The sequence below is a fragment of the Bordetella genomosp. 2 genome (assembly GCF_002261345.1).
In the GTDB taxonomy this organism is placed as follows: Bacteria; Pseudomonadota; Gammaproteobacteria; order Burkholderiales; family Burkholderiaceae_B; genus Bordetella_A.
In genome coordinates, this window is record NZ_NEVT01000003.1 from 179625 (window position 1) to 203920 (window position 24296).

General features: G+C 69.5%; 27 protein-coding genes and 1 tRNA gene. 19 read left to right on the forward strand and 9 right to left on the reverse strand.

Translation table 11 applies throughout. The features are described from left to right. Positions 1-104: 104 nt before the first annotated feature. Entirely contained in the window at positions 105-821 is a 717-nt protein-coding gene (locus tag CAL24_RS02875; RefSeq protein ID WP_028354881.1) for a LytR/AlgR family response regulator transcription factor, read from the forward strand. A gap of 174 nt (positions 822-995) precedes the next feature. Here the strand turns inward: CAL24_RS02875 and CAL24_RS02880 are convergent, their stop codons facing one another. Further along, entirely contained in the window at positions 996-1640 is a 645-nt protein-coding gene (locus tag CAL24_RS02880; RefSeq protein WP_170947017.1) for a LysE family translocator, read from the reverse strand. A 185-nt stretch (positions 1641-1825) separates the two neighbouring features. Between CAL24_RS02880 and CAL24_RS02885 the strand changes: the two genes are divergently transcribed. The 8 genes from CAL24_RS02885 (at position 1826) to CAL24_RS02920 (ending at position 7657) form a co-directional block, all read left to right on the forward strand. Continuing rightward, positions 1826-2353 carry a 2,4'-dihydroxyacetophenone dioxygenase family protein gene (locus tag CAL24_RS02885; RefSeq protein WP_028354879.1) on the forward strand — a complete coding sequence of 176 codons (528 nt, stop codon included), beginning with the start codon at positions 1826-1828 and terminating at the stop codon, positions 2351-2353. A gap of 53 nt (positions 2354-2406) precedes the next feature. Next, entirely contained in the window at positions 2407-3381 is a 975-nt protein-coding gene (locus CAL24_RS02890; protein WP_094805682.1) for a tripartite tricarboxylate transporter substrate binding protein, read from the forward strand. Between the two features lie 25 nt (positions 3382-3406). After that, the gene (locus tag CAL24_RS02895) at positions 3407-4198 is read left to right on the forward strand and encodes an SDR family oxidoreductase (protein ID WP_094805683.1); all 792 of its coding nucleotides are present in this window, start codon (positions 3407-3409) and stop codon (positions 4196-4198) included. Positions 4199-4207: 9 nt separating this feature from the next. Beyond that, positions 4208-4927, forward strand: coding sequence for an SDR family NAD(P)-dependent oxidoreductase (locus CAL24_RS02900; protein WP_028354876.1), 720 nt, complete (start codon positions 4208-4210; stop codon positions 4925-4927). Between the two features lie 106 nt (positions 4928-5033). Beyond that, the gene (locus CAL24_RS02905) at positions 5034-5864 is read left to right on the forward strand and encodes an IclR family transcriptional regulator (RefSeq protein ID WP_094805684.1); all 831 of its coding nucleotides are present in this window, start codon (positions 5034-5036) and stop codon (positions 5862-5864) included. Positions 5865-5939: 75 nt separating this feature from the next. Beyond that, positions 5940-6827 carry a YghX family hydrolase gene (gene yghX, locus CAL24_RS02910; protein WP_094805685.1) on the forward strand — a complete coding sequence of 296 codons (888 nt, stop codon included), beginning with the start codon at positions 5940-5942 and terminating at the stop codon, positions 6825-6827. Positions 6828-6921: 94 nt separating this feature from the next. Next, on the forward strand, positions 6922-7188 hold the full coding sequence (locus CAL24_RS02915) for a hypothetical protein (RefSeq protein WP_028354873.1): 267 nt from the start codon (positions 6922-6924) through the stop codon (positions 7186-7188). Between the two features lie 4 nt (positions 7189-7192). Then, positions 7193-7657 (forward strand): YaiI/YqxD family protein, encoded by a 465-nt coding sequence (locus tag CAL24_RS02920; RefSeq protein ID WP_028354872.1) that lies wholly within the window; start codon positions 7193-7195, stop codon positions 7655-7657. 5 nt (positions 7658-7662) lie between these two features. Here CAL24_RS02920 and CAL24_RS02925 read toward each other — a convergent pair whose 3' ends face one another. After that, the gene (locus tag CAL24_RS02925) at positions 7663-8145 is read right to left on the reverse strand and encodes a GNAT family N-acetyltransferase (RefSeq protein ID WP_028354871.1); all 483 of its coding nucleotides are present in this window, start codon (positions 8143-8145) and stop codon (positions 7663-7665) included. A gap of 170 nt (positions 8146-8315) precedes the next feature. Further along, on the reverse strand, positions 8316-8549 hold the full coding sequence (locus tag CAL24_RS02930; protein WP_028354870.1) for a hypothetical protein: 234 nt from the start codon (positions 8547-8549) through the stop codon (positions 8316-8318). A 170-nt stretch (positions 8550-8719) separates the two neighbouring features. Between CAL24_RS02930 and CAL24_RS02935 the strand changes: the two genes are divergently transcribed. Further along, positions 8720-9661: an NUDIX hydrolase gene (locus CAL24_RS02935; RefSeq protein WP_170947018.1), complete on the forward strand. Its 942-nt coding sequence runs from the start codon at positions 8720-8722 to the stop codon at positions 9659-9661. Positions 9662-9875: 214 nt separating this feature from the next. After that, the gene (nadC, locus tag CAL24_RS02940; protein ID WP_094805687.1) at positions 9876-10742 is read left to right on the forward strand and encodes a carboxylating nicotinate-nucleotide diphosphorylase; all 867 of its coding nucleotides are present in this window, start codon (positions 9876-9878) and stop codon (positions 10740-10742) included. A 64-nt stretch (positions 10743-10806) separates the two neighbouring features. On the opposite strand, the gene CAL24_RS02945 is transcribed toward nadC, so the two are convergent. Next, the gene (locus CAL24_RS02945) at positions 10807-11487 is read right to left on the reverse strand and encodes a tellurite resistance TerB family protein (protein WP_028354867.1); all 681 of its coding nucleotides are present in this window, start codon (positions 11485-11487) and stop codon (positions 10807-10809) included. Between the two features lie 143 nt (positions 11488-11630). Between CAL24_RS02945 and CAL24_RS02950 the strand changes: the two genes are divergently transcribed. Further along, on the forward strand, positions 11631-12029 hold the full coding sequence (locus tag CAL24_RS02950; RefSeq protein WP_028354866.1) for an OsmC family protein: 399 nt from the start codon (positions 11631-11633) through the stop codon (positions 12027-12029). 30 nt (positions 12030-12059) lie between these two features. Here the strand turns inward: CAL24_RS02950 and fabI are convergent, their stop codons facing one another. The 3 genes from fabI to gloB all read right to left on the reverse strand — a co-directional run bounded on the left by fabI (position 12060) and on the right by gloB (position 15122). Then, positions 12060-12845: an enoyl-ACP reductase FabI gene (gene fabI, locus CAL24_RS02955; protein ID WP_028354865.1), complete on the reverse strand. Its 786-nt coding sequence runs from the start codon at positions 12843-12845 to the stop codon at positions 12060-12062. Positions 12846-12931: 86 nt separating this feature from the next. Then, positions 12932-14299, reverse strand: a complete 1368-nt coding sequence (locus CAL24_RS02960; protein ID WP_028354864.1) for a transglycosylase SLT domain-containing protein — start codon at positions 14297-14299, stop codon at positions 12932-12934. A gap of 13 nt (positions 14300-14312) precedes the next feature. Continuing rightward, positions 14313-15122, reverse strand: a complete 810-nt coding sequence (gene gloB, locus CAL24_RS02965; RefSeq protein ID WP_038853677.1) for a hydroxyacylglutathione hydrolase — start codon at positions 15120-15122, stop codon at positions 14313-14315. An 18-nt stretch (positions 15123-15140) separates the two neighbouring features. Between gloB and CAL24_RS02970 the strand changes: the two genes are divergently transcribed. The 6 genes from CAL24_RS02970 to CAL24_RS02995 all read left to right on the forward strand — a co-directional run bounded on the left by CAL24_RS02970 (position 15141) and on the right by CAL24_RS02995 (position 21665). Continuing rightward, positions 15141-15914 (forward strand): methyltransferase domain-containing protein, encoded by a 774-nt coding sequence (locus tag CAL24_RS02970; protein WP_094805688.1) that lies wholly within the window; start codon positions 15141-15143, stop codon positions 15912-15914. A 41-nt stretch (positions 15915-15955) separates the two neighbouring features. Then, positions 15956-16420: a ribonuclease HI gene (gene rnhA, locus CAL24_RS02975; protein ID WP_028354861.1), complete on the forward strand. Its 465-nt coding sequence runs from the start codon at positions 15956-15958 to the stop codon at positions 16418-16420. Between the two features lie 186 nt (positions 16421-16606). Then, positions 16607-17716 (forward strand): efflux RND transporter periplasmic adaptor subunit, encoded by a 1110-nt coding sequence (locus tag CAL24_RS02980; RefSeq protein ID WP_094805689.1) that lies wholly within the window; start codon positions 16607-16609, stop codon positions 17714-17716. Next, complete coding sequence (locus CAL24_RS02985; RefSeq protein WP_094805690.1) at positions 17713-20799, forward strand: efflux RND transporter permease subunit; 3087 nt, start codon at positions 17713-17715, stop codon at positions 20797-20799. The genes CAL24_RS02980 and CAL24_RS02985 overlap by 4 nt, the downstream gene beginning before the upstream one ends. Before the next feature lie 5 nt (positions 20800-20804). Next, positions 20805-21527, forward strand: a complete 723-nt coding sequence (dnaQ, locus tag CAL24_RS02990; RefSeq protein ID WP_028354858.1) for a DNA polymerase III subunit epsilon — start codon at positions 20805-20807, stop codon at positions 21525-21527. Positions 21528-21590: 63 nt separating this feature from the next. Beyond that, positions 21591-21665 (forward strand) — tRNA-Val (locus CAL24_RS02995). A gap of 64 nt (positions 21666-21729) precedes the next feature. Here CAL24_RS02995 and CAL24_RS03000 read toward each other — a convergent pair. Further along, complete coding sequence (locus CAL24_RS03000) at positions 21730-22248, reverse strand: GNAT family N-acetyltransferase (RefSeq protein ID WP_094805691.1); 519 nt, start codon at positions 22246-22248, stop codon at positions 21730-21732. Positions 22249-22366: 118 nt separating this feature from the next. On the opposite strand from CAL24_RS03000, the gene CAL24_RS03005 reads away from it, so the two are divergent. After that, on the forward strand, positions 22367-23335 hold the full coding sequence (locus CAL24_RS03005) for a ChbG/HpnK family deacetylase (RefSeq protein WP_094805692.1): 969 nt from the start codon (positions 22367-22369) through the stop codon (positions 23333-23335). Between the two features lie 10 nt (positions 23336-23345). On the opposite strand, the gene CAL24_RS03010 is transcribed toward CAL24_RS03005, so the two are convergent. Next, on the reverse strand, positions 23346-24260 hold the full coding sequence (locus tag CAL24_RS03010; RefSeq protein WP_094805693.1) for an alpha/beta hydrolase: 915 nt from the start codon (positions 24258-24260) through the stop codon (positions 23346-23348). Positions 24261-24296 lie beyond the last annotated feature (36 nt).

Sequence of the window (24296 nt, forward strand, 5' to 3'; positions counted from 1 at the left end):
CTCCCCACGGAAATTCTACTGCGCCGCGCCCCTGGCGCTTCTCTTTTGCCCGCATTTTCGACGACAATGCTGCTCTTCGCCCTCCAACCCCCGCGGGCCGAGCCATGCTGCGTATCGTGATCGTCGATGATGAAGCTCCCGCCCGCCGGTACTTGCGCCGGCTCATCGAGTCCCTGGATGGACCACGGGTGGTGGACGAGGCCGGGGGCGTGACTACCGCGATCGAGTGCATCAACCTGCACCAGCCCGATGTGGTGTTCCTGGATATCGAGCTCACGCGGGGCAATTCGTTCGATGTGCTGGCCTCGCTCAACTGCAAGCCGTGCGTGGTGTTCGTCACGGCCCATGCTCCCTATGCTACGCGCGCCTTCGACGTGGACGCGGTCGACTATCTGCTCAAGCCGGTCGATATCGAGCGGCTGCGCACGACCATCCAGCGCTTGTATGCCCGCCTGAACCGCCCCTGGACGGATACGCCGTTCCTGACCATCCGCAACCAGGGGCAAAGCCGGATCATCCGCGTGCAGTCGCTGGCGGCGCTGGTCGCGCAGCGCGACTATGTGCAGCTGCATGCCGAGGGCGGGGAAACCGTGCTGATGCACGCCACCCTGAAAGGCCTGCTGCCGCAGCTGGCGACGCTGCCTTTTGCGCAGGTGTCGCGGTCCATCGTGGTCAACCTGGAGCAGGTGGGCAAGGTGGTGGCAGAGGGCAATCTGTCGGCGCGGGTCGATTTCCTCAACGGCGCGCAGCCGCTGGAGCTGGGGCGCACGGCCTTCGTGCGCTTGCGCGGGGCGCTCGATGAGCTGCGCCGGACTGCCTGATGCGGCGTTGCCCGAGCAAAGCCATGCTGGCCTGATACCGCAGCAAGATGCCAGTGTCTGACACCCCGTGGCACGCCCGGGGCTGGCCACGCTTGTCGCGTGGGGTGTCAGACACCTCAGGACCTCAGGGCGAGAAAACTCGGGGACCCCGGCGCGGCCCGGCGTCGCGGCCTGTCACCTGCCGGGCGCCGGGTCCCGGTTGAAGATGAGATACCCCGCGATCGCGATCATGGTGACCCCCAGGGTGGCCTGCTGGGCGCGCAGGAACCAGCGGTTGCGCACCAGCCAGTGGCGGATGCGGGCCGCGCCGTAGGCGAAGGTGGCGCCGGAGCACAGGCCGAACAGCTTGGAGAAGCAGGCCAGGAACAGCATCTGCTGCCAGACCGGCCCGCGCGCGGGATCGGTGAACTGCGGCAGGAAGGCGATCAGGAAAATGAAGACCTTGGGATTGAGCAGGTTGGTCAGGAACCCCTGGATGAACACGGCCCGTCCTTCGCCGCGCGCGGCCACTGCCGCCAATGCCTGCGGCTGGCGGCTGCGCAGGATGGCGCGGATGCCCAGGTAGACCAGGTAGCACGCGCCCATCAGCTTCACGGCCAGGAACAGCCGGGGCGACTCCTGGAACACGGCGGCCAGGCCCAGCACTACCAGGGGAATCTGCACCGCCCCGGCGGCGAAGGTGCCCAGCACGCTCAGCCAGGCGATGCGGAAGCCTTGCGTCATGCCGCGCGTCAGGGTCAGGGCCATGTCCGGCCCCGGCGTCAGCTTGAGGGCGAGGTCGGCAGCCAGGAACAGCAGGAACATGTGCAGGGAAGGCATCGGGGCCGCCGTCGGTGGTGGGAGGAGGGCGCACCAGTATAGGGATTCCCGCGCCGCGCCGGATCCACGGGTTCCATGCTGTGCTGCAGCTTAGGGTAAGCCCTGGCATCACCGTCCGGGCGCCACTGTCTATACTTTGTCCATTACATAAACATATTGTCCATAATATAGACAAGGACGCAAGCATGCCAGTCGACCGGCCCGATGCCGACCCCATGATGCCGTACCAGCATCCCAACCCGCCCGAGGCGTTGCCGGAACTGGTGGTGCCCAACGCCATCCCCACCGACGAGCGCCTCTGGGTGCCGCAGGCCGAGAACGTGTGGTTCCGGCCGCTGTGCCTGAACGCCAGCCAGGGCTACTGGATGAACCTGCTGCGGGTGCGCAAGTCCGGCGTGCTGAGCCGCCACCGGCATCCGCAGGCCGTACATGGCTTCGTGCTGAAGGGGCGCTGGCGCTACCTGGAACACGATTGGGAAGCCACCGAGGGCAGCTATGTGTTCGAGCCGCCCGGCGAGACGCACACGCTGTACGTGCCGCCCGATGTCGAGGAAATGATCACGTATTTCCAGGTCAACGGGATCATGTATTACACCGACCCCTGGGGCAAGGGCATGGGCTACGAGGATGTCTTCACCAAGATCGACATGTGCCGCAGGCATTTCGTCGACGTGGGCCTGGGCGAAGACTATGTGCGGCAATTCATCCGGTGACGGGATTCCCCGCGCCGATCCCCTAAAGCAATAAAACCTGAATCGGAGACATCATGAACCGTCGTGCGTTCAATCGCTGCTTGTTGCCTGTGCTGCTTGGCGGGGCCGCCGTGCTGGCCGCCGTCCCGGCGGCGCAGGCGGCGGATTTTCCCAGCCATTCGATCGAGCTGGTCGTGCCGTTCGCCGCCGGCGGCGGCACCGACGCGATGGCGCGCGCCATGTCGGATGCGTCGCGCGCGCACTTGCCGGAGCCGATCGTGGTGCTGAACAAACCCGGCGCGGCGGGCGGCATCGGCCTGACCGAGGTGGCCAACAGCAAGCCCGATGGCTACAAGCTGGCGCTGGTGACGGCCGACATGGTGATCATCCCGCACTTGGGGCTGACCAAGACCACCTACGAGAAGTTCACGCCCATCATCCAGCTCAATGCCGACCCGTCGGCGATTACCGTGGCCGCCGACTCGCCCTACAACACCATCGAGGAGTTCCTCGACGCGGCGCGCGCCAAGCCCGAGATGATGCAGGTTGGCAACGCCGGCATCGGCTCGATCTGGCACCTGGCGGCGGCCGCGCTGGAGGACAAGACGGGCGCCAAGTTCAACCACATTCCCTTCAACGGCGGCAATCCGGCGGTGCTGGCCCTGCTGGGCGGCCATATCGACGCGGTGGCCGTGAGCCCCGCGGAAGTGATCCAGTATGTCAAGGCCGGCAAGCTCAAGACCCTGGCGGTGATGGCGGACCAGCGGGTGGCCGGTTTCGAGAATGTGCCGACGTTGAAGGAACGCAATATCGATTTGTCCATCGGCACGTGGCGCGGCATTGCCGCGCCCCAGGGCACGCCGCAGCCGGTGCTGGACACGCTGGGCGCCGCGTTCCGCAAGGCGGCCGCCGAGGACAGCCTGAAGAAGTTCATGGCCGAGCAGAACCTCGGCTATGTGGTGGCGGACCAGCGGGCCTTCACCGCGCTCATGGAGCGCGACAACGCCACGTTCAAGAGCCTGATCGAGAAGTTCGGCATGCGCCAGTAGGCGGGCCGCGTCAAAGGGAGCAGAGATGGATCTGGGTATCGCGGGCCGCACGGCCCTGGTGGGCGGCGCGAGCAAGGGGCTGGGCTATGGCTGCGCCCTGGCCCTGGTGCGCGAGGGCGTGAACGTCGTGATCGTCGCGCGCGGAGCGGAGGACCTGGCGGCCGCCGAACAGCGGCTGTTGCGGGAGCGCCCGCGCGGCGACAGTTTCGTGAAGGCGGTCGCCGCCGATATCACCACGCCGCAGGGGCGCGACGCGGTATTCGCGGCGCAGCCCGACTACGACATCGTGGTCACCAACGCCGGCGGGCCGCCGCCGGGCGACTTCCGCGACTGGGAGCAGGAGCACTGGCTGCGCGCCATCGAAGCCAACATGCTGGCGCCGATCGCGCTGATCAAGGCCACCGTCGACGGCATGGCCGAGCGCGGCTTCGGCCGCATCGTCAACATCACCTCCAGCGCGGTCAAAGCGCCGATCGACGTGCTGGGCCTGTCGAACGGCGCCCGCAGCGGCCTGACCGGCTTCGTCGCAGGGGTGGCGCGCAGCGGCATCGCGGCGCGCGGCGTCACCATCAACAACCTGCTGCCCGGCGCGTTCGATACCGACCGCCTGCGCTCCGGGATGGCGATCGCCGCCAGCAAGTCGGGCCAGGACATCGCGGCCGTGCGGGCCGCCCGCCAGGCCGGGATTCCCGCCGGCCGCTTCGGCAATGCCGAGGAGTTCGGCGCCATCTGCGCCTTCCTCTGCAGCGTCCACGCGGCCTATGTCACCGGCCAGAATGTGCTGGCCGACGGCGGCGCCTATCCCGGCACTTTCTGAGCGAGCGCGATGACCTACCAAGCAGATCTGTTTGCCGGCAAGACGGCGCTGGTCACCGGCGCGACGCAGGGCATCGGCGCGGCTATCGCCAACCGCCTGGCGGCGCTGGGCGCGCGCACCATCGCCGCCGGGCTGGCGTCCGACGCCGCCGAACTCGACCCCGGCATCGAGGTGCGCATCGGCGACGTCAGCCATGCCGATGACGTGCAGGCGCTGATGCGGGGCCTGGACGCGCTGGACATCGTCGTCAATTGCGCCGGCATCATCCGGCGCGGCGCCGAGCACGATCCCGTCGTCTTCGAGCAGGTGCTGGCGATCAATCTCACCGGCACCATGCGGGTGTGCAGCGCCGCGCGCGAGCGGCTGGCCGGCCGCGGCGGGTGCATCGTCAACACCGCCTCGATGCTCAGTTTCTTCGGCGGCTCGCTGGTGCCCGCCTATGCCGCCAGCAAGGGCGGGGTGGCGCAGTTGACCAAGTCGCTGGCGCTGGCCTATGCGGCCGACGGCATCCGCGTCAACGCCGTGGCGCCCGGCTGGATCGCCACGCCGCTGACGCAGGCGCTGCAGGACGACCCGCAGCGTTCCGGCCCCATCCTGGCGCGCACGCCGCTGGGGCGCTGGGGGCGGCCGCAGGACGTGGCCGAGGCGGTGGCGTTCCTGTGCGCGCCGGCCGCGGCGTTCATGACAGGCGTGATCCTGCCGGTCGATGGCGGCTACCTGGTCGCCTGAGCGGCCCGGGCGGCGCCGGGCCATGTACGGCGCCGCGCATTTGCGGGGATAATGGCGCCAGGCGCCGCGCCGCGCCCGCCGTTTCCGTCATTCCACGCGTCCAGCCATGCCAGGATCCCAGCCCGTTTCCCGACCGCCCGCCGCGCAGGTGGCGGGCACCGCCGCATTCTCCAAGTTCATGCACTTGATGCAGCTGGTCGCGGACACGCCCGAGCCCATGACCGTGGCCGAGCTCAGCAAGCTCAGCGGCTATCCCCGGCCCACGGTGTACCGCACCGTGGCGGCGCTGCTGGCCGAGCGCCTGCTGGCCGAGCATCCGCGCACCGGCAGGCTCACCCTGGGCCCGCGGCTGATCCAGCTCGCCAGCCGCAGCTGGGGGCGTTCCGAACTGCGGCTGGCCGCCGTCGAGGATCTCAAGCACCTGCGCGACGTCACTGGCGAAACCGTGCACCTGGCCGTGCCCAACGGCCCCCATATGGTCTACATCGAGAAACTGGAAAGCCCCAGCGCGGTGCAAATGGCCTCCCGCATCGGCACCAGCGTGTCCATGCACTCGACCGCGGTGGGCAAGGCCTACCTGGCCATGCTGGACGACGCGGCCCGCCAAGCCGTGCTGGACACACTGCCGCAACCGTTCCCGTGCCATACTCCCAACACGGTGAAGGACCTCGCCGCGCTGGGCCGGCAGCTCGAGCAGGTGCGCGCGCGCGGCTGGGCCGTGGACGACGAGGAAAACGAGGCCGGCATCTATTGCTTCGGGGCGCCGCTGTTCGGCGAAGGCGGCGTGCCGGTGGCCGCCATCAGCGTCAGCACCCTGCGCTTTCGCCAGAAGGACGACCCCCAAACAGCCTATGTGGCGCCGCTGCTGGAGGCCTGCCGGGCCATCACGCAGCGTATCGCCGGCACGCCGGCCTTGTCGGCGGCGGACGTGTTGTAGTGCAACGTGTTGTAGTGCAATCAGGCGACGGCGAGTTGCCGTCTTCAGCCGTGGAAGTACCGCAAGGAGAACGCCATGTCACGCATGACCGCCAAAGACTTCGCCCCGGAACTGCTCGAGCTGTACGACTTCTACGTGCACGGGAAGATCACCAAGCGCGAGTTCCTGGCCCGCTCCGCCAAGTTCGCCGTCGGCGGGCTCACGGCGGCCGGCCTGCTGGCCGCGCTGATGCCCGACTACGCCCTGGCCCAGCAGGTCTCGTTCACCGATCCCGACATCGTCGCCGAATACATCATGTACCCGTCGCCGCGCGGCCATGGCCAGGTGCGCGGGTACCTGGTCAAGCCCGCCAAGGCGGCCGGCAAGCTGCCCGCCGTCGTGGTGGTGCACGAGAACCGCGGGCTCAATCCGTACATCGAGGACGTGGCGCGCCGCGTGGCCAAGGCCGGCTATATCGCGCTGGCTCCCGACGGCCTGACGTCCAAGGGCGGCTACCCGGGCAATGACGACAAGGGGCGCGAGCTGCAAAAGCAGGTCGATCCCGAAAAGCTGATGAACGACTTCTTCGCCGCTGTCGAGTTCATGGCCGCCTACGAGGGCGCGACCGGCAAGGTCGGCATCACGGGCTTCTGCTACGGCGGGGGCGTGGCCAACGCGGCGGCGGTGGCCTACCCGGAACTGGCCGCCGCGGTGCCGTTCTATGGCCGCCAGGCCAGCGCCCAGGACGTGCCCAAGATCCAGGCGCCGCTGCTGCTGCACTATGCGGAGAACGACGCCAATGTCAACAAGGGCTGGCCCGACTACGAGGCGGCCCTGAAGGCCAACGGCAAGACCTACGAGGCCTACATCTACCCCGGCACCAACCACGGCTTCCACAACGACTCGACGCCGCGCTACGACAAGACCGCGGCCGAGCTGGCCTGGAGCCGCACGCTGGACTGGTTCAAGCGCCACCTGGCGTAGCCGTCGCGGGCGGCCGGGCACGCGCGCCGGGCCGGGCGTGGTACAAGCACTCACCCGCGCATTCGCCGCGGGCCTGCGACGCTATCCGGACCCCATGAAAAAGACCGATCTCGAAAAATCCAAGGCCCTGAAATTGATGGGCAAGCTCAACGCGGCCGCGCCGCCCGCCCGCTATGCCGGCAGCGCCCCCGTGCCGGACCGCCGCGAGCAGCGCCGGCTGGACCAGGCCGCCGGGCTGGTGGCGTTCCCCGTGAAGCTGCGCCAGCCGCTCATCGACGCCTTGCGGGCCAGGGCCGAAGCGGATGGCGTGGGCGTCAATGAACTGGTCAATACCTTGCTGGCCGCCGCGCTGAAAGGGTAGCGCCGTGCATATCTGGGTCGACGCCGACGCATGTCCCGCGGTCATCAAGGACATCCTGTACCGGGCGGCGCACCGATGGCAGCATCCGCTGACCCTGGTGGCGAACCAGATGCTGCGCACGCCGCCCTCGACCTTGATCCGCGCCGTGCAGGTGCCGCGTGGCTTCGACGTGGCGGACGCCTATATCGTCAACCATGTGCAGGCCGGCGACTTGGTCATTACCGGGGATATTCCCCTGGCCGCCCAGGTGCTGGACAAGCATGCCCTGGTGCTCGACCCGCGCGGCGAGCGCCACACGGCCGACACCATACGCGAGCGCCTGGCCCTGCGGGACATGATGGAGGACTTGCGCAATGCCGGCGTCGATACCGGTGGCCCGGCGGCGCTCAGTCAGGCCGATCGGCGCGCCTTCGGCAACGCGCTGGATCGCCTGATGGCCGCGCACGGGGCAGCGGCGCGCCGCGGGTAGACGCGTCAGGCGGCGGCCGCGAACTCCCGCAGCGCCTCGCCCGCCAGGCGGTACCTTACCCATTCGTCCATCGGCTGCGCGCCGATCGAACGGTAGAAGTCGATCGCTGGCTGGTTCCAGTCCAGCACGCTCCATTCCAGGCGGCCGCACTGGTTGGCCACGGCTTCGCGGGCCAGGTGGCGCAGCAGCAGGCGGCCGGCCCCGGTGCCGCGGTGGGCGGGGGTGACGTACAAGTCTTCCAGGTAGATGCCGTTGCGCCCCAGCCAGGTGGAGTAGCTGTAGAAATACACGGCGAAGCCGATGGGCGCGCCATCGCGCAGGCACAGCACGGCGCGGGCCGGCGCGCCGGGCGCGAACAGCGTGCGTTCGACGTCCTCGACGCTGGCGATGACTTCATGCGCCGCGCGCTCGTATTCGGCCAGCTCGTTGATGAAGCTGAAGATCTGGGCCGCGTCGGCGGGTCGGGCGGGGCGGATTTCCAGTGACAAGGCAAGGGCTCCAACATGGCAAAGGCTGCCATGCTAGCCGGTCCAGGCAATGACTGGAAGAGCCGGGCGCAGCGTGGAACCACGCGGTCGCGGGACATCCGCGGTTCGCATGACGCCGGGGCAATCATGCAATCCGGCGTTGCTTTCGTGCACCAACGGGCCGTGCGTCTTCAGCGGTTGCGGCGATGCAGGTGTGACGTATCCAGCACGTCGTCCTCGGGCGTGATGACGCCCGGGTCGCCGGGCTCGGCGACCGCGCGGCCCCGCCGGGGGCGGCCCGCGACGTCGGGCGCCTCGTCCGGCATGGGCATCGTGTCGGTGCCCTTGTTGACGTTGGCGGGTTGCTTGGGCCAGCGGTCGTCCGCATGTTCAGCAGGGACGGCCTGGCGGGCGGTCTTGTTCATGATGCCTCCGTTTGCGGGGCTGCGCGGCCGCATGCCGCTGCCCGCATCATGGCTTCATGTTAGGCCGGCGCCGCGCCTGCGTCGCTTTCCGCATGTGTCGTTTGCAAGCGGCTGTTGCGGGGCGCCGGCTCTTATAATCCAGGCTTCGTCCTATTGCGCCGCGCCCGCCCTTGACCGATCCCATCGAACGCTCCGTTTCCGCCGAACTCGTCGCCGTGCTCGTGGCCGTCACGCAAGGCCAGCCGCGCGTGCTGACGACCGAAGACGCGAGCGCGCTGCCGGCCGGGCCGTTCGAACTGGCGCATCGCTCGCTGCAGGCCGGCTTGCGCGACTGGGTCGAGACCCAGACGCACCACCCGCTCGGTTATGTCGAGCAGCTCTACACCTTTGCCGACCGCGACCGTTCCGACGACGGCGCGGGGCGGCGCGCGATTTCGGTCAGCTATCTGGGGCTGACCCGCGAAGCGGGCGCCACCGGCGTGGCGCAGGTGGGCTGGCAGGACTGGTATCGCTATTTCCCCTGGGAAGACCATCGCGATGGCGTGCCGGCGCTGGTCGGCGAGTTCATCGCGCCGCGCTTGCGCGCCTGGGCGCGCGCCGGCGCCGACCGGGCGGCGCAGGCGCAGAGGCGCCAGCGGGCGGCCTTGACGTTCGGGCTGGAAGGCGCCGCCTGGAACGAGGACATGGTCTTGCAGCGCTATGAGCTGCTGTTCGAGGCGGGGCTGGTGCCCGAGGCTTCCCGGCGCGGCCAGGCCGCCGCCGCGGAACTGGTGCCCGGCCAGGCGATGCGCCACGATCATCGCCGCATCCTGGCCACCGGTATTGCCCGGCTGCGCGCCAAGATCAAGTACCGCCCGGTGGTCTTCGAGCTCATGCCGCCGGAGTTCACCTTGCTGCAATTGCAGCTGACCGTCGAGGCGCTGGCCGGCCGGGGCTTGCACAAGCAGAATTTCCGCCGCCTGATCGAGCAGCAGGCGCTGGTCGAGGAGACCGGCGACATGGCCAGCGGCACCACCGGCCGGCCCGCCAAGCTGTTCCGCTTCCGCCGCGACGTGCTGCTGGAGCGCGCCATCGCCGGCAGCAAGCTGCCCCTGGCGCGGCAGCCGAAGTAGGCGCCAGGATAAAGTGTCCCGCATGTCGTCTGGCAGCCCGCCGGTGCCAGGCGCCTGCGCGCGGGATGGCCGCCCAGTATCTATCGGTGTCTGACACCCATGCGTGTCAGACACCGCCCATAGCCGCCTTGACACGAGTTATGCTCAGTCATAGCATAAGGTTGCGGTCCGCCGCCTTTTTTTGACCTTCACAATACTCAATCTGAGCATAATCATGAACAAGCCCGTCGATATCGTTCCGGTCGCGCCCCTGCCGGCCGTCATGCTCGAGCCGCTGGTGCGCGCCGCCTTGTTGGAAGACCTCGGGCGCGCCGGCGACATCACCACCGACGCCATCGTGCCGGCCGATGCGCAGGCCCGCACGCGCCTGGTCGCGCGCCAGGAGGGCGTGCTGGCCGGGCTGGACCTGGCTCGGCTGGCGTTCCGCCTGATGGACGCCGGCATCGACTTCCAGCCGTTGCTGGCCGACGGCGCACGTCTGCGGCCTGGCTCGGAGATCGCCGTCATCAGCGGCCCGGCGCGCGGCATGCTGACGGCCGAGCGGACCGCCCTGAATTTCCTGGGCCATCTGAGCGGGGTGGCCACCGCCACCGCGTCGATCGCCGACGCCATCTGGCCCCATGGCGCCAAGGTGACATGCACGCGCAAGACCGTGCCCGGCCTGCGCGCCCTGCAGAAGTATGCCGTGCGGGTGGGCGGCGGCAGCAATCACCGCTATGGGCTGGACGACGCGGTGCTGATCAAGGACAACCACGTGGCCGTGGCCGGCGGGGTGCGCCAGGCGGTGCAGCGTGCGCGGGCGGCCGTGGGGCATATGGTGAAGATCGAACTGGAAGTGGACACGCTGGCCCAGCTCGACGAGGCGCTGGAGATCGGCGTGGATGTGGTGCTGCTGGACAACATGGACGTGGCCACGCTGCGCGAGGCGGTGCGCCGCGTGGATGGCCGCGCCGTCACCGAGGCCTCGGGCCGCATCACCCCCGAATCGGCGCCGGGCGTGGCAGCCACGGGGGTCGACCTGATCGCGGTGGGCTGGCTGACGCACAGCGCGCGGGTCCTGGATATCGGCCTGGATAGCTGACTGGGCCAGTGTCCGGCTTCCGCCAAGGGGCGGAATGCCCCAGGCCGCGGTTGCACGGTTGGTGTCAGGCCGGCATCCTGACCTGGGCCTCCAGCTGCGCCTTGAGGTCGGGCGCCAGCTGCAGCTGGCGCGCCAGTTCGTCCAGGTAGGCGCGCTCCATGTAGCTTTCTTCGTCGACCACGAGGAGGCTGGCCAGATACATTTCGGCAGCCATTTCGGGCGTCTGGGCCGCCTTGGCGACGGCCGCCGGGTCGAGCGGGCGGGCCAGCTCGGTTTCCAGCCAGCGGCGGTCCGCGGCGTCGCCCGACAGCTTGCCCAGTTCGGTTTCGAGCAACTGGCGTTCTTCGGGGCCGATGTGGCCGTCGGCCTTGGCCGCGCCGATCATGGCGGTCAGCACGGCGCTGCTGTGCTGTTCGGCCTGGGCGGGGGGCAGGCGGTCGAGGGTCTGCGGCGCGGCGGCGGGCGCCTCGGCCTGCTTGCGCTGCCAGTCGCCATAGGCGCGGTAGGCCAGCGCGCCCAGCGCCGCCATGCCGCCGTACATGGCGACCTTGCCGCCGATCTTGCGGGCCTTCTTGTTGCCCATCAGCAGCCCCAGCGCGCCCGCGCCCAGCGCGCCGCCGCCCAGCCCCGCCAGGAACGACGAGCCGTTGCCGCCGGAGGTGGCCGATTGCACGCGCGCGGAGGCGTCGCGGGCCAGGCCCTGGCCGGATTGCAGAAGTTGATCGAGTAGCTGGCGGGCGCTCATGGAAGGCTCCTGTCGAGAATGCGGAACTCAATCAGACCACAGTTGCGGCCGGGAGTTCAGTTTGCCGTCAGCAAGCAATTCATGGCCGGAGATGCTACAAAAGACGTCGACGGCCCGCCGGGCCGTGCCAGCCGGAGACGCCAATGACCATCCGCGTGCGCCAGAATGCCCCCCGCACCCTGCAATTCACCGCCACCGCCGAGGGCCATGCGCTGCCGCTGGATATGCCGCAGCCCCAGGGCGCCGGGCCGGACCCGCACGATTATTTCGACACCGCGCTGGGCGGCTGCAAGGCGATGACGCTGATGCTGTACGCGCAGCGCAAGGAGATCCCGCTGGAATCCGTCGATGTGGACGTGGTGCGCGATGCCGGCGAGGAGCGCAAGGGCATCTATCGCCTGACCGCCAAGCTGACCCTGCACGGCGCGCTCAGCGATGCGCAGATAGACGAACTACATGCGGTCGCCGAGAAATGCCCGGTGCACAAGCTGATGACCGCGGTCGACGTGCAGGTGTCGACCCTGGTGGTGCGGCCGGCGTAGCGCGGGGCGCGCCCCGCGCCGGGCCGCCGTTTATTCTTCCATGCCGGGGGTCACGGTCGAGAAGCCCGCGTCGACATGGGTGATCTCGCCCGTGACGCCGGTGGCCAGGTCGGACAACAGGAACGCGGCCACGTTGCCGACTTCTTCGATGGTGACGTTGCGGCGCAGCGGCGCATGGGCCTCGACGAACTTCAGGATGACCGAGAAATCCTTGATGCCGCTAGCGGCCAGGGTCTTGATCGGGCCGGCCGAAATGCCGTTGGCGCGAATGCCGCGCGGGCCGAGCGCCGTGGCCAGGTAGCGCACGCTGGCTTCCAGCGAGGCCTTGGCCAGGCCCATGGTGTTGTAGTTGGGCACCACGCGCTCGGCGCCCAGGTAGGTGAGCGTCAGCACCGACGCCTTGCGGCCTTCCATCAGCGGCAGCGCCGCCTTTGCCATGGCCGGGAAGCTGTAGGCCGAGATGTCGTGCGCGATGCGGAAATTCTCGCGCGACAGGCCGTCCAGAAAGTTGCCGGCAATGGCCTCGCGCGGCGCGAAGCCGATGGAGTGCACCAGGCCGTCCAGGCCGTCCCAGCGCTTGCCCAGTTCGGCGAACGCGGCCTCGATCTGGTTGTCTTCGGCAACGTCACAGGGCAGGACGATGTCGCTGCCGAACTCGGCGGCGAACTCGCCGACGCGGTCCTTGAAGCGTTCGCCGACATAAGTGAATGCCAGTTCGGCGCCTTGCTGGTGGCAGGCTTGCGCGATGCCGTAGGCGATGGAACGGTTGGAAAGCACCCCGGTGACCAGGATGCGCTTGCCGGCGAGAAAGCCCATGTGTCGTGTCCTTAAATTCCGTGCGGAAGGCGGCTATTTTAGAGCGGAACCGCGCCGCGCCGCCGCCCGGGGCGGCGCCGGCCCGGTCAGCCGCGCGCGCCGGTGCCCGGAATGCGCAATTGCGAGCCGACTTTCAGGTTGTTGCCCTTCAGGTTGTTGAGCGCCCGCAGCGCGCCGACCGTGGTGCCGTAGCGCCGCGCCAGGGCGAACAGCGTATCGCCGGAACGAACTTTGTGGGTGCGCACGTTGGGGCGGCGGCCACTGCGCGTGACGGGCGCCGCTTCGAGCGCGCCGGGCGGGGTCTCCAGCGAAGCCAGCTGTACCCCGCCGCCCTGGGCGCCGCCCGGCACCAGCAGGGTGCCGCCGGTGGCGACCTTGCGGCGCCGGGGCACGTCGTTGGCCTGGCGCAGCTCGGCCTCCGATACGCCGAAGCGCTGGGCGATGGCGGCGTACGATTCGCCGCGCCGGGGCTTGTAGACCTTCCAGGAGCTCAGGTCGCCCTTGTAGGCCTGCAGGTTGGCATTGAAGGTGGCCACCCGGTCGGTGGGCAGCAACAGCGTAGGCTGGTGCTCGCCGCGGATCAGCGGGCGGTTGAAGGAGGGGTTGAGCGCCTTGAACTCCTCGAGCGGCATCTCGGCCAGCCTGGCGGCGACCTCCAGGTCGATGTCGCGGTCCTTGCGGACCATGGCGAAGTAGGGCGTGTTCTCGACCGGCGGCAGCACCACGGCGTACTTGCGCGGATTGGCGATGATGTTCTTGATGGCCTGCAGCTTCGGCACGTAATTGCGGGTTTCCTCGGGCATGTCCAGCGACAGGTAGTCCGACGGCCGGCCGGCGGCCTCGTTCTTGGCCATGGCGCGCTGCACCGAGCCTTCGCCCCAGTTGTACGACGCCAGCGCCAGGTACCAGTCGCCCTGCATCTCGAACAGCTTTTCCAGGTAGTCGAGCGCCGCGTAGGTCGAGGCGATCGGGTCGCGCCGCTCGTCGCGCCACCAGTCCTGCTTCAGGTTGAAGTAGGTGCCGGTGGACGGCACGAACTGCCACAGGCCGGAAGCCTGCGAGCGCGACAGCGCGGTGGGGTTGTAGGCGCTCTCGACGAAGGGCAGCAGGGCCAGCTCGGTGGGCAGGCCGCGGCGGTTGATTTCGTCGACGATGAAATACAGGTACTTGCCGGCGCGTTCGGCCATGCGCTGCACCGATTCAGGGTGCGCGGCGTAGTAGTCGGTCCATTCCTGGGCCAGGTCGGTGTTCAGGTTGGGGATGGCGAAGCCGCGGCGGATGCGGTCCCAGGCGTCGGCCGGCGGGCTGGTCAGGTCGACGGTGCGGGAAGTGTCTTTGGCGACGTAGGGCTGTTTGGCGGTGCCGACGGCCTGTACCTGGGATTGACGCGGAGTGCCGGCGCAGCCGGCGAGTATGGCGAGAAAAAGGGGTAGCAGGAGTCGGAACAGGGTCATCGGCGGGTCGTCGTCACTTGAAATTGTTCTTCCATTCGCGCAAGGCCGCAAACACGGCCACGGGCGTGGCCAGGGCGCCTCCGGAATGGCTTGCGGCGGCCGCGGCCACGGCGGCTTGCCGGGTACGCAGGAACGGATTGGTGTCCCGCTCCAGCCCCAGCGTGGATGGCAGCGTGGGACGGCCTTGCTCGCGCAGTTGCCGGGCCTGCTGATACCACTGCTGGAGGGCGCGGTTGGCCGGTTCGACAGCGGTGGCCCAGCGCAAGTTCGCTAGAGTGTACTCGTGTGCGCAGCAAACCTGTGTATCGGCCGGTAAAGCGGCGAACTTTTCCAGCGATGCGTGCATCTGTTCAGGCGTGCCCTCGAACAGCCGGCCGCAGCCGCCGGCGAACAGCGTGTCGCCGCAGAACAGCAGCGGCGACTGCCCGGCCGCCCGGCCGTGATAGGCGATGTGGCCCGCGGTGTGGCCCGGCACGTCCAGCACCGCCAGGTCCAGGTCGAGCTCGGGCAGGGCCACCCGGTCGCCCTCGGCCAGCCGCACGTCGCAGTGCGGCAGCTGCTCGTGGGCCGGGCCATACACGGTGGCCGGCCCCTGGCGCAGCAGTTCCAGCACCCCGCCGACGTGGTCGCCATGATGATGGGTGAGTAGAATGGCGCGCAGTTGCAGGCCGCGCCGCGCCAGGAAGTCGAGCACCGGGCCGGCTTCCCCCGGGTCCACCACGGCGGCCTTGTCGCCGCGCACGATGGCCCAGATATAGTTGTCTGAAAAAGCGGGCAGCGGCAGGACGGCGCCGTCGCCGGGGTAGGCTGGCATGGCTTGCATAATTTCAGGAACGTCGACGTGACCGAAGAAACTCCGCCGATTGTAGAACTGGCCGAATGGTTCCAGACACCGCCGGGCGAATACGTCCTGGCCTGGGAGCGCGCGCAGTTCGACGCCATGGTGGCGGATGTCTTCGGATATTACGCCTGGCAGGTCGGCCTGGCCGAGATCGACCTGCTGCGCGCCAACCGGATGCCCTTCAAGGGCTGGGTGGGCGTGCCCATGCCCGGCCCCGGGCAGGCCGCGTCTTGGCAGGCCTGCGTGGCGGCCCGCCCCGACGCGCTGCCGTTCGAGTCGCAGAGCATCGACCTGCTGGTGCTGCCACATGTCTTCGAGTGCACCGACGCGCCGCACGACGTGCTGCGCGAGGCCGAGCGGGTGCTGGTGCCCGAGGGGCGGCTGGTCATCTCGGGTTTCAACCCCTGGAGCCTCTGGGGGGCGCGCAATCGCATGCCCGGCATGGAGCCCTGGCTGCCGCACCCGCCTTCGGCTCAGGTATCCTTGCCGCGCCTGAAGGACTGGCTGAAGCTGCTCTCGTTCGACGTCGGGCCGGGCCGTTTCGGCTGCTATTCGCCGGCCTGCCGCACCGAAAAGTGGCTGCGGCGCTGGCACTTCATGGAAGCCTACGGGCAACGCTGGTGGGCGCTGGGCGGGGCGGTCTACGTGGTGTCGGCGGTCAAGCGCGTGGCCGGCATGCGGCTGATCGGGCCGGCCTGGAAGAAATCGCGCCGCAAGCGCGCCCGGGCGGCATCGGTGGCGGTCAACCGCCACGCCGACCCCGGCGACATCTGATTGGCGGCCGCACCGGCGGCCGCCGCTTCATATTCGGAACAATGCAGACAAACAATACGGAAGACGGCCAGCAGGTCGAAATGTGGACCGACGGCGCCTGCAAGGGCAACCCGGGGCCAGGCGGATGGGGCGTGCTGATGCGCGCCGGCGCGCACGAAAAGACGCTGCACGGCGGCGAGGCCGGCACCACCAACAACCGCATGGAACTGCTGGCCGTCATCGAGGGCCTGCGCGCCTTGAAGCGCCCCTGCCGGGTGCTGATCCACACCGATTCGCAATACGTCATGAAGGGCATGACCGAGTGGCTGGCCAACTGGAAGCGGCGCGGCTGGCTCACCGCCGACAAGAAGCCGGTCAAGAATGCCGAGCTGTGGCAGGCCCTGGACGAGCAGGTCGCGCGGCACCAGGTGGCCTGGCGCTGGGTGCGCGGCCATGCCGGCGACCCCGGCAACGAACGCGCCGACGCGCTCGCCAACCTGGGGGTGCAGAGCGTCCGCAAGGCCTGAACGCCCCGATTGCCCCTGCCAGGCATCGGGGAATACCCTGGTAACCGCCTTTGCGCAACCCGGGGCACATCTGTTTGTGCCAGTATGTAAGCGCTGGCGCCGATGCGCCATGCAATATCCCCGTTTTCACCGCGCCCGGGGCCGCTGCCGGCAGCCGGGCGCTCTTACGCACCGCGATCGTCGCGCATGAAAAAAGCTGTACTGGTGGCCGCCGTGGCGGCCGGGCTCGCCGCGGGCGTGGCCTTGGGGTTCTGGGCGCCGCGCTGGCTGGGCGGCGCCGGCGGCGCCACGTCCGCCGGGCCGGCCGCGCCGGCGCCGCAGGCCGAGACGGTCCGCGTCCAGACCGCGCGCGTCGAGCAGCTCAGCTTCACCCGTGGCATTTCCGCGGTGGGCAGCCTGCGTTCCGATGAGTCCGTCATGTTGCGCCCGGAAGTCGCCGGCCGCATCCAGCATATCGACTTCCAGGAGGGCCAGCCGGTCGAGCGCGGCCAGGTGCTGGTGCGCCTGGACGACTCCGTGCCCCGCGCCGAACTGGCCCAGGCTCAGGCCAACCTGGCGCTGGCGCAAAGCCACTACCGGCGGGCCGTGGACCTGCAAGGGCGCGGCTTCGTCAGCCGGCAGGCGCGCGACGAGGCCGCCAGCAACCTCAAGGTGCAGCAGGCCGCCGCCGCGCTGGCTCAGGCGCGCCTGGACAAGATGACCATCCGCGCGCCGTTCGCCGGCATCGCCGGCCTGCGCAGCATGTCGGTGGGCGACTACGTCGACCAGGGGCAGGACCTGGCCCCGCTCGAGGCCATCGACCCGCTGAAAGTGGATTTCCGCGTGCCCGAGATGTACTTCAGCCGGGTCCAGGTCGGTCAGGCGCTGACCGTGCGCCTGGACGCCATGCCCGGCGAAGAGCGCGAAGGCCGGGTCTACGCCGTCAGCCCGCTGGTCGACGCGGGCGGCCGCTCGGTGCTGCTGCGCGCCACCGTGGCCAACCCCGATGCCCGGCTGCGCCCCGGCATGTTCGCGCGGGTGCAGTTGCTGTTCGGCACCGACCAGGTGCTGGCCGTGCCCGAGGCGGCGCTGGCGCCCTCGGGGCAATCGCAGTACGTATTCAACGTGCGCGAGGGCCGGGCGCATCGCGCCGAGGTCACGCTGGGCGAGCGGCGCGACGGCAAGGTCGAGATCCTCACCGGCGTGGCCGCGGGCGACCAGGTCGTGGTGGCCGGCTTCCAGCGCCTGACTGACGGCGCGCCGGTCGAGGTAGTGGCCGACCCCGACGCCGCACAGGCGCAGGCGCGGCGGCCATGATCCTGTCCGATGTCTGCATCCGGCGGCCGGTGTTCGCATCGGTGCTGTCGCTGCTCATCGTGCTGATCGGGCTGATTTCGTATTCCCGCCTGACGGTGCGCGAATACCCCAACATCGACGAGCCCATCGTTTCGGTGAATACGACCTACAAGGGGGCGTCGCCCGAGGTCATCGAGTCGCAGGTCACCAAGCCGCTCGAAGACCAGCTCGCCGGGATCGAGGGCGTGAACGTCATGACCTCGCGCAGCCGCACCGAGCGCAGCCAGATCAACATCAAGTTCGACCTGTCGCGCGATCCGGACGCGGCCGCCGCCGAGGTGCGCGACAAGGTCTCGCGCGCGCGCCGCTACCTGCCGGACGAAATCGACGAGCCCATCATCGGCAAGGTCGAGGCCGACGCGCTGCCCATCATCTACATCGCGGTCGAGTCCGGCTCGCTGTCCGCCATCCGGACCTCCGACTACATCCACCGCTACATCAAGACGCGCTTGTCGGTGCTGCCCGGCGCGGCCGAGGTGCGCGTCTACGGCGAGCGGCTGCCGTCCATGCGCATCTATGTCGACCGCGACAAGCTCGCGGCGTACAGCCTGACGGTGCAGGACGTCGAAACGGCGCTGGCCAGCCAGAACGTCGAGATCCCGGCCGGCCGCATCGAGTCGCGCGACCGCGAGTTCTCGGTGGTGTCCTCCACCGACCTGCAGACGCCGCCCCAGTTCGCCGCCATCATCGTGGCCAACGTCAAGGGCTATCCCGTGCGCCTGGGCGATGTCGCCAGGGTCGAGATCGGCGCCGCGGAAGACCGCATCCTGTCGCGCTTCAACGGCCGGCCGGCCATCAATATCGGCCTGACGCGGCAATCCACCGCCAACCCGCTCGACCTGTCCAAGGCCGTGCGCGCCGAAGTCGCGCAGCTCAACGAGACGCTGCCGGCCGGCATGAAACTGAACATCGCCTACGACTCGTCGGTGTTCATCGAGCGCTCGATCCAGTCGGTGTTCCATACCATCGGCGAGGCCATCGTGCTGGTGGTGCTGGTCATTTTTTTCTTCCTGCGCAACCTGCGGGCCAGCATCATTCCCATCGTCACCATCCCGGTTTCGCTGATCGGCGCCTGCGGGCTCATGTACCTGTTCGGGTTCTCGGTCAATACGCTGACCCTGCTGGCCATGGTGCTGGCCATCGGGCTGGTGGTGGACGACGCCATCGTGGTGCTCGAGAACATCTTCCGGCACATCGAAGAGGGCGTGCCGCGCCGCCAGGCGGCGTTCCAGGGGGCCCGGGAAATCGGTTTCGCGGTGGTGGCCATGACGCTGACGCTGGTCACGGTGTATGCGCCGCTGGCCTTCGCCACGGGCCGCACCGGCCGCCTGTTCATCGAGTTCGCGCTGACGCTGGCCGGCGCGGTGCTGGTGTCCGGTTTCGTGGCGCTCACCCTCACGCCCATGATGTGCTCGGTGCTGCTGCGCCACGAGCCGCGCCACAGCCGCTGGTACAACCTGGTGGAAGGCTGGCTCGACGGCCTGGCGCGCGGCTATCGGCGCGCGCTGGCGGCGGCGCTGCGCCATCGCGCGGCGGTGCTGGGCCTGGGGCTGCTGGTGGCGGCGGCCAGCGGCGTGCTGTTCTCGGTGGTCAAGAGCGAGCTGGCGCCCATCGAGGACCGCGGCGTGATCTTCGGCACGGTCAGCGCGCCCGAGGGCGCCACCCTGAACTACACGCTGGAAAGCATGCTCGACATCGAGCACTACTACCAGGACATTCCGGAGGCGGAGGCCTACCAGGTGTCGGTCGGCTATCCCACTGTCAGCGACGCCACGGCCATCCTGCGCCTGAAGCCCTGGGAGCAGCGCGAGCGCCGCCAGCAGGAGATCGCGCGCGAGCTGCAGCCGAAGTTCGCCGCGCTGCCCGGCGTCAGGGCCTTTCCCACCAATCCGCCGTCCCTCGGGCAGTCGGCCCGCTCCAAGCCGGTGGAATTCGTGATCATGAGCCAGGCGTCGTACCCGGAACTGGCCCGCATGGTCGACGTCTACCTGGACGCGCTGCGCGGCTATCCCGGGCTGCAGAACCTCGACACCGACCTGCGCCTGAACACGCCGGAGCTGCGCGTCCAGGTGGATCGCGACAAGATGGCCGACGTGGGGGCGGGCGTCGACGTGGTGGGGCGCACGCTGGAGTCCATGCTGGGCGGGCGCCAGGTCACCCGCTTCAAGGACCAGGGCGAGCAATACGACGTCATCGTGCAGGTGCTGCCGCGCGACCGCGCCAACCCGGCCGATATCTCGGGCATCTACGTGCGCACGCGCGACGGCGGCATGGTCCAGCTGGACAACCTGCTGTCGGTGCATGAAAGCGTCTCGCCGCAGTCGCTCAACCATTTCAACCGCCTGCGCGCCGTCAAGGTAGAGGCGGCCGTGGCGCCGGGCTATGCGCTGGGCGAGGTGCTGGCCCACATGCAGGACGTGGCCCGCGAGGTGCTGCCGCATACGGTGGTCACCGACCTGGACGGCCAGGCGCGCGAGTTCCGCGACTCCTCCGGCAGCATCTACCTGGCGTTCGCCATGGCGCTGGCCTTCATCTACCTGGTGATGGCGGCCCAGTTCGAAAGCTGGCGCCACCCGTTCATCATCATGCTGTCGGTGCCGCTGTCCATGACCGGCGCGCTGCTGGCCCTGTGGCTCAGCGGCGGCACGCTGTCCATCTACAGCCAGATCGGCCTGATCACCCTGGTGGGGCTGATCACCAAGCACGGCATCCTGATCGTCGAATTCGCCAACCAGCTGCGCGACCAGGGCCGCGAAATGATCGACGCGGTGGTCGAGGCCAGCGTGCTGCGGCTGCGCCCCATCCTCATGACCACCGGCGCCATGGTGCTGGGCACGCTGCCGCTGGCGGTCTCGCAGGGCGCCGGCGCCGAATCGCGCCAGCAGATCGGCTGGGTCCTGGTGGGCGGGCTGATGCTGGGTACACTATTGACTTTGTTCGTGGTGCCGGTGGCCTACACCCTGGTCGCGAAGGCGCGCCAGCCCTCGGGCCGCGCCGCGTCCGGCCATGCCGCGCCCGGCATTACGCCCCCCGCTTCAGAATAGTCGCCATGCGCCAAATCATCTTCGATACCGAAACCACCGGACTGGACCCCGCGCAGGGCCACCGCATCGTCGAAATCGGCTGCGTCGAGATCGTCAACCGCACCGTCACCGGCAACAACCTGCACATTTACCTGAATCCCGACCGCGACAGCGATCCCGAAGCGCTGGCGGTGCACGGGCTCACCACCGAGTTCCTGTCCGACAAGCCGCGCTTCGCCGACGTCGCCGCGCAATTCCTCGAGTTCATCCGCGGCGCCGAGCTCATCGCCCACAACGCCAGCTTCGACGTCAAGTTCTTCAATGCCGAACTGGCCCGTATCGGCCACGGCGAAATCACCGAGCATTGCGCCCAGATCACCGATTCGCTGCTGCATGCCCGCACGCTGTACCCGGGCAAGCGCAACTCGCTGGATGCCCTGTGCGACCGCCACGGTATTTCCAACGCGCACCGTACCCTGCACGGCGCCTTGCTCGACTCGCAGCTGCTGGCGGAAGTCTGGCTGGCCATGACGCGCGGCCAGGACGCCCTGTTGATCGAGGTCGACGACGGCGGGCAGCAGGGCGGCGCCGGCATCGCCCTGGGGGCGTTCGACGCGTCGGTGCTGCAGGTCGTGCCCGCCTCGGCCGAGGAACTGGCCGAGCACGAGGAATACCTCGCCAGCCTCGACAAGGCGGTGGGCGGCACCTGCGTCTGGCGCGTCGTGGATGCGCCCGCACAGGCGGCCTGAACCCGGCGTGATTGCCGCCCGTTTGCGCAGGGCGGATTTTCCGTGCTAGAATTTCGCCTCTTTGGGTGGTTAGCTCAGTGGTAGAGCACTGCCTTCACACGGCAGGGGTCACAAGTTCGAACCTTGTACCACCCACCAAAAACCGGAAGGGCCGGCAACGCATGTTGCCGGCCCTTCGTCATTGGGGCGCCGCGCCGGCGCGTCAGGTGGGCGCCGCCAGGGCGCGCACCATGTAGCGGGCGCCCTGGCCGTACTGCGCCAGCTTGCCGCGCAGCGCGGCATCGGCGGCCACCGCGCGGTAGCCCAGGCGCTCCCAGTAGCCCACCGCCGAGCGCAAGGCCACCAGGCTGGTGTGCCGCAAGCCGCGGGTGTGCGCGACGGCCAGGCCGCCGTGCAGCAGGGCCTGGGCGACGCCCAGCCCCTGGGCCGCCGGCAGCACGGCGCAGTCGTGTACGAACCAGCTGTCGGCGTCTTCCGGCAGCGTGTCCAGCGGGGTGTCGAGCGCCGGCGGGCGGTCCGCCCGCCACGGGTACGCGATCAGGTAGCCCAGCAGGCCGGCCCCGCTTTCGGCGACCAGGCAGGTGCCGGGGGAAATCTGCAGGCGGTTCTGGAACAGGGTGGCGCCTTCCAGCAGCGCGGCGGGATAGACGCTGGACTGGATACGCAGCACCGGTTCGACATCCTCCGGCCGCATCGGCCGGACACGGTGGCGCGGGATCATCGGGGCTCCTTGACGATGCCGTCATTGTATCGATGCGGGGCTTTGCGCGCGCTGCAATCAAGCGGAAACCCGCGGCGGTTATGGTCTGGCCACGATGCACCGTGGCGAAGGCAAGCCGATGACGACCCGTGACCGATCCGATGAACGCAGCCAGTCATTTCCCCGCGGCCAGGCGCGCCATGCCCGGCCATTGCCGGCCGGCGCCGCCGCGCGCGCTCCGCATTTGTTCGGCCGGGGCGGGCAGGGCGGAGCGGGTCCAGGCGCAGGGCAGGGCGAAGGCTGCTGGTGGAAGCGCATTGTCGTGTGCGGCGACGACTTCGGCATGAACGCGGGTATCGATGCCGGCATGCTGCGGCTGGCCCGGCTGGGCCGGCTCAGCGCCGTCAGTTGCCTGGCGCAGGGGCCCAGCTTCGCGGCCAATGGGCCGGGCCTGCGCGACTTCGACCTGGACCTGGGCGTGCACCTGAATCTGACCGAGGCCTTCGACGCGCCGGCGCAGGCCGCCGTGATGCCCCTGTCGACGCTGATCGCCCGCGCCTACGCGGGCCGCCTGGACGGCGCCTGGCTGGACGACCAGCTCGAGCGTCAATTCGACGCCTTCGAGCGCGTGCTGGGCCGGGCGCCCGACTATGTCGATGGACACCAGCACGTGCATCAATTGCCCGGCGTGCTGCCGCGGCTGCTGGACATGCTGCAGCGGCGCTACGGCGAGCGCCCGCCGTGGCTGCGCCACACGGCGCCCGGCATGCAGGAGGGGATTCCCCTGCGCGAGTCCGCCCGGGCGCGGCTGGTCGGCGCATTGGGCGCCGGGGCGGTGGCCCGGGTGGCCAGCCGCGACGGCTGGCGCACCAATCGGCGCCTGCTCGGCGTCTACGGCCAGCAGGGCGGCGCGCGGCGCTATGCGCGGCTGTTGCAGCACTGGCTGCACAACGCGCGCGATGGCGACCTGCTGCTCTGCCATCCGGCCCTGCCGGGCGCGACGGACGCGCTGGCGAGCCAGCGGGCGGCGGAATTCGACGTGCTGGCCCGCCCCGAGCTGGGCGACTGGATGCGCCTGAATGGCGTGCGGGTGGCGCGGCCGGCCTAGCGCGGGACGTTCAGAGAGGCCCGGCGGCCGCCATGCTGCCGCCGGCGGCCGGCGCGTAGGCGCGGCTGGCGTCGCGGATGAAGCCGCGCACGGCGGTCTCGTAGGCCGCGCCGCTGCGGATCGCGCCCGAGTGCGAAGCTCCGTCGATCTTCACCAGCCGTTTCAGGCCGGGCGGCGCCTTCAGGGCGGCGGCGAACAGTTCGTCGCTCATGGTGTGAGGCACCACGCGGTCGGCCGTGCCGTGCAGGAACAGCATCGGCGTGGTCAGGGTCGCGATTTTCTCGACCGAGGCAAACGGCTGGGTGACCAGCAGGCTGGCGCCGGGCAGCTTGCCCCACTTGAGAGTGCCCAGCATGGCGGCCACGCTGGTGAAGCTGGATTCGACGATCAGCCCGGCGAAGGCCGGCATGTCGGGCCGCGCCGCCAGGTCGATGGCGATGGCGCCGCCCAGGCTGTGGCCGTACACGAAGCGCTTCGCCGCATCGGGCTGGCGGCGCGCCAGTTCGCGCAGGGCGGCGGCCGCGTCTTCGAAAGCGGTCTCTTCGGAGGGCAGCAGCGGGGTCGATTCGCCGAAGCCGCGGTAGTCGATGGCCAGCACGGAATAGCCCATGCGGGTCCAGCCTTCCATGCGGAACGCGCTGCCGTTCAGGTTCCAGCGTGCGCCGTGCAGGTACAGGACCGCCGGCGCGTCGGCGCGCGGGTGCTGCCAGTACCAGGCGTGGACCTTGTCGCCGTCCGCCAGGGCCAGGTCGAAGACCTCGGTGCCGGCGGGCGGCTCGCGCCACCAGCGCTGCTGGTCGGCCTCGGGCGAGAAGATCGCCTGCCGCTGCCAGGCGTCGAGCTGGGTGCAGCCGACCGCGCTGGCGGCGGCCACCAGGCCGACGCCCAGCAGGCGGCGCAGGGAAAGACGGGGCAGCAGGGACATGAGCGGTATGACCGCGCCGGGCGCGGCGGGTTCCGC

Excerpts from the sequence above, each read along its gene's own strand:
- CAL24_RS02875 (WP_028354881.1), top strand. The coding sequence starts at position 105 with ATGCTGCGTATCGTGATCGTCGATGATGAAGCTCCCGCCCGCCGGTAC.
- CAL24_RS02880 (WP_170947017.1), bottom strand. The coding sequence starts at position 1,640 with ATGCCTTCCCTGCACATGTTCCTGCTGTTCCTGGCTGCCGACCTCGCC.
- CAL24_RS02885 (WP_028354879.1), top strand. The coding sequence starts at position 1,826 with ATGCCAGTCGACCGGCCCGATGCCGACCCCATGATGCCGTACCAGCAT.
- CAL24_RS02890 (WP_094805682.1), top strand. The coding sequence starts at position 2,407 with ATGAACCGTCGTGCGTTCAATCGCTGCTTGTTGCCTGTGCTGCTTGGC.
- CAL24_RS02895 (WP_094805683.1), top strand. The coding sequence starts at position 3,407 with ATGGATCTGGGTATCGCGGGCCGCACGGCCCTGGTGGGCGGCGCGAGC.
- CAL24_RS02900 (WP_028354876.1), top strand. The coding sequence starts at position 4,208 with ATGACCTACCAAGCAGATCTGTTTGCCGGCAAGACGGCGCTGGTCACC.
- CAL24_RS02905 (WP_094805684.1), top strand. The coding sequence starts at position 5,034 with ATGCCAGGATCCCAGCCCGTTTCCCGACCGCCCGCCGCGCAGGTGGCG.
- yghX (WP_094805685.1), top strand. The coding sequence starts at position 5,940 with ATGTCACGCATGACCGCCAAAGACTTCGCCCCGGAACTGCTCGAGCTG.
- CAL24_RS02915 (WP_028354873.1), top strand. The coding sequence starts at position 6,922 with ATGAAAAAGACCGATCTCGAAAAATCCAAGGCCCTGAAATTGATGGGC.
- CAL24_RS02930 (WP_028354870.1), bottom strand. The coding sequence starts at position 8,549 with ATGAACAAGACCGCCCGCCAGGCCGTCCCTGCTGAACATGCGGACGAC.
- nadC (WP_094805687.1), top strand. The coding sequence starts at position 9,876 with ATGAACAAGCCCGTCGATATCGTTCCGGTCGCGCCCCTGCCGGCCGTC.
- CAL24_RS02945 (WP_028354867.1), bottom strand. The coding sequence starts at position 11,487 with ATGAGCGCCCGCCAGCTACTCGATCAACTTCTGCAATCCGGCCAGGGC.
- CAL24_RS02950 (WP_028354866.1), top strand. The coding sequence starts at position 11,631 with ATGACCATCCGCGTGCGCCAGAATGCCCCCCGCACCCTGCAATTCACC.
- fabI (WP_028354865.1), bottom strand. The coding sequence starts at position 12,845 with ATGGGCTTTCTCGCCGGCAAGCGCATCCTGGTCACCGGGGTGCTTTCC.
- CAL24_RS02960 (WP_028354864.1), bottom strand. The coding sequence starts at position 14,299 with ATGACCCTGTTCCGACTCCTGCTACCCCTTTTTCTCGCCATACTCGCC.
- gloB (WP_038853677.1), bottom strand. The coding sequence starts at position 15,122 with ATGCAAGCCATGCCAGCCTACCCCGGCGACGGCGCCGTCCTGCCGCTG.
- rnhA (WP_028354861.1), top strand. The coding sequence starts at position 15,956 with ATGCAGACAAACAATACGGAAGACGGCCAGCAGGTCGAAATGTGGACC.
- CAL24_RS02980 (WP_094805689.1), top strand. The coding sequence starts at position 16,607 with ATGAAAAAAGCTGTACTGGTGGCCGCCGTGGCGGCCGGGCTCGCCGCG.
- CAL24_RS02985 (WP_094805690.1), top strand. The coding sequence starts at position 17,713 with ATGATCCTGTCCGATGTCTGCATCCGGCGGCCGGTGTTCGCATCGGTG.
- dnaQ (WP_028354858.1), top strand. The coding sequence starts at position 20,805 with ATGCGCCAAATCATCTTCGATACCGAAACCACCGGACTGGACCCCGCG.
- CAL24_RS03000 (WP_094805691.1), bottom strand. The coding sequence starts at position 22,248 with ATGATCCCGCGCCACCGTGTCCGGCCGATGCGGCCGGAGGATGTCGAA.
- CAL24_RS03005 (WP_094805692.1), top strand. The coding sequence starts at position 22,367 with ATGACGACCCGTGACCGATCCGATGAACGCAGCCAGTCATTTCCCCGC.
- CAL24_RS03010 (WP_094805693.1), bottom strand. The coding sequence starts at position 24,260 with ATGTCCCTGCTGCCCCGTCTTTCCCTGCGCCGCCTGCTGGGCGTCGGC.